Genomic DNA, 2575 nt, shown 5'->3' with positions numbered 1-2575 from the left:
AACCCTCTAGTCTCGGATTGGATTCCATCGGTGATCTGTCCGGCTTGCTGAACCAGCCGACCGGTGGGAACGGCGGGCCGCTGGAGCTGCCCATCGATCTGATCGATGAAGATCCGAATCAGCCGCGTCACGAAGACAGCCCCGGTTTCTCCAAGCAGAGTCTCGGCGAGCTGGCCGATACGATCCGGGAACGCAAGGTCAAGTCACCTATCTCTGTTCGTCCCCATCCGGAGGTCGAAGGGCGGTACATGATCAACCATGGCGCCAGGCGCTACCGTGCTTCGATCATTGCCGATAAGACCACCATTCCGGCCTATATCGATCCTGATTACACCGAAGCGGACCAGGTGATCGAGAACTTGCAGCGCAATGACCTGACGCCCAGGGAGATTGCAGACTGGATCGGTCGGGAGCTGGCCCGAGGCAAAAAGAAACGGGACATTGCCAAAGAGCTGGGCAAGTCGCCGGCATTTGTCACCCAGCATGTGACACTGCTTGATCTGCCCGAGCCCATCTCCGAGGCTTTCACCGTCGGGCGGGTCAACGATGTCACCGTTATTAATGAACTGGTGAAGGTCCACAAGCAGGCCCCGGAAGAGGTCGCCGCCTGGATGGATGATGACACCCAGGACCTGACCCGTGGATCGGTCAAGCTGTTGCGAGAATTCCTCGATGACAAGCAGCATGGTGGTGATGGCGATCCCCAGGGCGAAGGCGGTGCCGATGACGACAATGAGGAGGCCGAACCGAAAGCAAAGTCCAAGAAGCCCAAGGAAATTGATCCCGACAAGCTGAAGAAGGCTATCGTGGTCGTGTATCATGACGAGAAGCTTGGTCGGCTCCTGCTTGATCGCCGGCCTTCACAAGAAGGGTTGGCGTGGGTCAAGTACGAGATGGACGGCCAAGAGGTCGAGGTAGACCTGCTTGGCGTCGAGCTGGTGGCGGTCATGGAAACCTGATCCGCCGACCCCGCCCTCAACCCTGAAAAGAGCCCCGCCTTGTGCGGGATTTTTTTGCATGGTAGGGCAAATCCGCCTTGACAAATAATAGTAATATTATTATTATTCTTCTTCTTGCTGCTCATCTAAACGAGGAAGGTGACTGTCATGGTGCAAATGAGCAAGGAGGTTCGGGATCGTATCTTCGCAGCGGCGGACGATCTGTATGAGCAGGGTGGTCGTGAGGGCTTTCCTACCGTTGACGCGGTGCGAAAAGCCGCGCGGGTCAACATGAATGACGCCAGTGCGGCCATGAAGGAGTGGAGGCGCGCTCAGATCTCCCAGGCATCTCCCTTGGCCGTGCAGGTACCTGAGTTGGTTATGCAGGCTGCACAGTCCTTCGTGGGCTCACTCTGGGCTCAGGCCCAGGAGTTGGCCAACGAGTCACAGGCGGTCGAGCTTGAGCAAGCGGCTTCCCGGCTGACAGAGTTGGAAAAGTCCGAGGCCACTGCCAAGGCTGATGTTGCCGATCTTCGGGGCAAGGTCGCTGAAGTCGGCGAACGTGCTGCAACCTCAGAGGCTCGTGCGAGCGAGTTGCGGGCCGAGTTGAATCACGCGCACGCCGACGTGGAAAAGTTGCGTGCTGAGCGTGACAAGGCCCTGGAGGCCGTCAAGGTGGCGCAGGCGGAGCATAGGGCGGAGATAAAGGAAATGCGGTCTGAGTTCGACGCTGTGCGCGCCACGTCCGCAAAGGAGCGAGATCGCCTCTCTGACGCTCTTTCAAAGGCCGAGGCTCAGCTTCAGTACGAACGCGATCAGTTCGCTGAACAGCGCAAGCAGACGGCGCAAGAAGTGGCGCGCCAGGCGGACCGGTACATCAAACTTCAGGCTGACCTAGATGCGTCGAGAAAGGATGCTCGCGCCTCTAGTGAGGAGGCTGCCCGGTTGCGCGGCCGTGTTGAGGTCCTGGAACAGGTACTCAATACTCAGGAGCATAAAAAGTTGAGGTGATAACTGAGCCTTATTGCTATAACCTTAATTTTCCCTATTTGTTTTACTGCGCCAAGGATACTTGGCGCTTCTAGCCGTATTGATTTACGAAGGATCTTCCAAAATGAAAAGACGTGTGTTGGTGATGAACGGTCAACGCATCGTTCAGTCCGACAGCGGAAAGGGGTGGAATAGTGAAAAGGTTGATAAGGCCGGCAATCTAAAGGCCGGTATCTACAACATTTATACGGCCTCGCCTGCTGATAAGAAGCAGGTCAGCGCCGGGGTTATCGCGCATGCCGACAAGGACTCCGTTTACCAGCAATGCGGTAAAAAATTCATTATGCATTTACGCAATGATTTCGATATAGTACCTGGAATAGGGAGTACAAAGAGCATTGAATACAATGCTGACGGTCGGGCTGTTGCATCTGACTCATCGATCAAGCAGGCCCGTAGTCGCTCCCGCTGATTTTAGCCGCTAAAATTTAGGGAGACTCTTTGTGAGTATGTTAGGGAAAGGTGAGCGCTCCCCTTGGAGGCAATTCCCCAAGGTGCTCCGGAATGGTGATCTTGGATCGCTTCAAAATGAGCCGGAATACGACGCCGCCGCTGCCAGCCATGGAGAGCGAAGCGAAGGCTGGTAG

General features: G+C 56.0%; 3 protein-coding genes. All 3 read left to right on the top strand.

The annotated features are described in order from the left end of the window. Positions 1-959, top strand: a 959-nt coding sequence (locus ACOCD2_RS16525; RefSeq protein ID WP_293815240.1) for a ParB/RepB/Spo0J family partition protein, incomplete at its 5' end; no start/stop codon positions are given. Positions 960-1106: 147 nt separating this feature from the next. Next, a complete protein-coding gene (locus tag ACOCD2_RS16520; protein WP_293648907.1) occupies positions 1107-1949 on the top strand; it encodes a DNA-binding protein in 843 nt (280 codons plus the stop codon). A 61-nt stretch (positions 1950-2010) separates the two neighbouring features. Continuing rightward, positions 2011-2400, top strand: a complete 390-nt coding sequence (locus tag ACOCD2_RS16515) for a KfrB domain-containing protein (protein ID WP_419589621.1) — start codon at positions 2011-2013, stop codon at positions 2398-2400. Positions 2401-2575: the final 175 nt, after the last annotated feature.

Origin of the sequence: Thiolapillus sp. (assembly GCF_048562965.1) — a bacterium.
Lineage (GTDB): Bacteria > Pseudomonadota > Gammaproteobacteria > Chromatiales > Chromatiaceae > Thiolapillus > Thiolapillus brandeum_A.
Note: the sequence above shows the minus strand (reverse complement) of the source record. Positions and strands in the feature narration are given on the sequence as shown.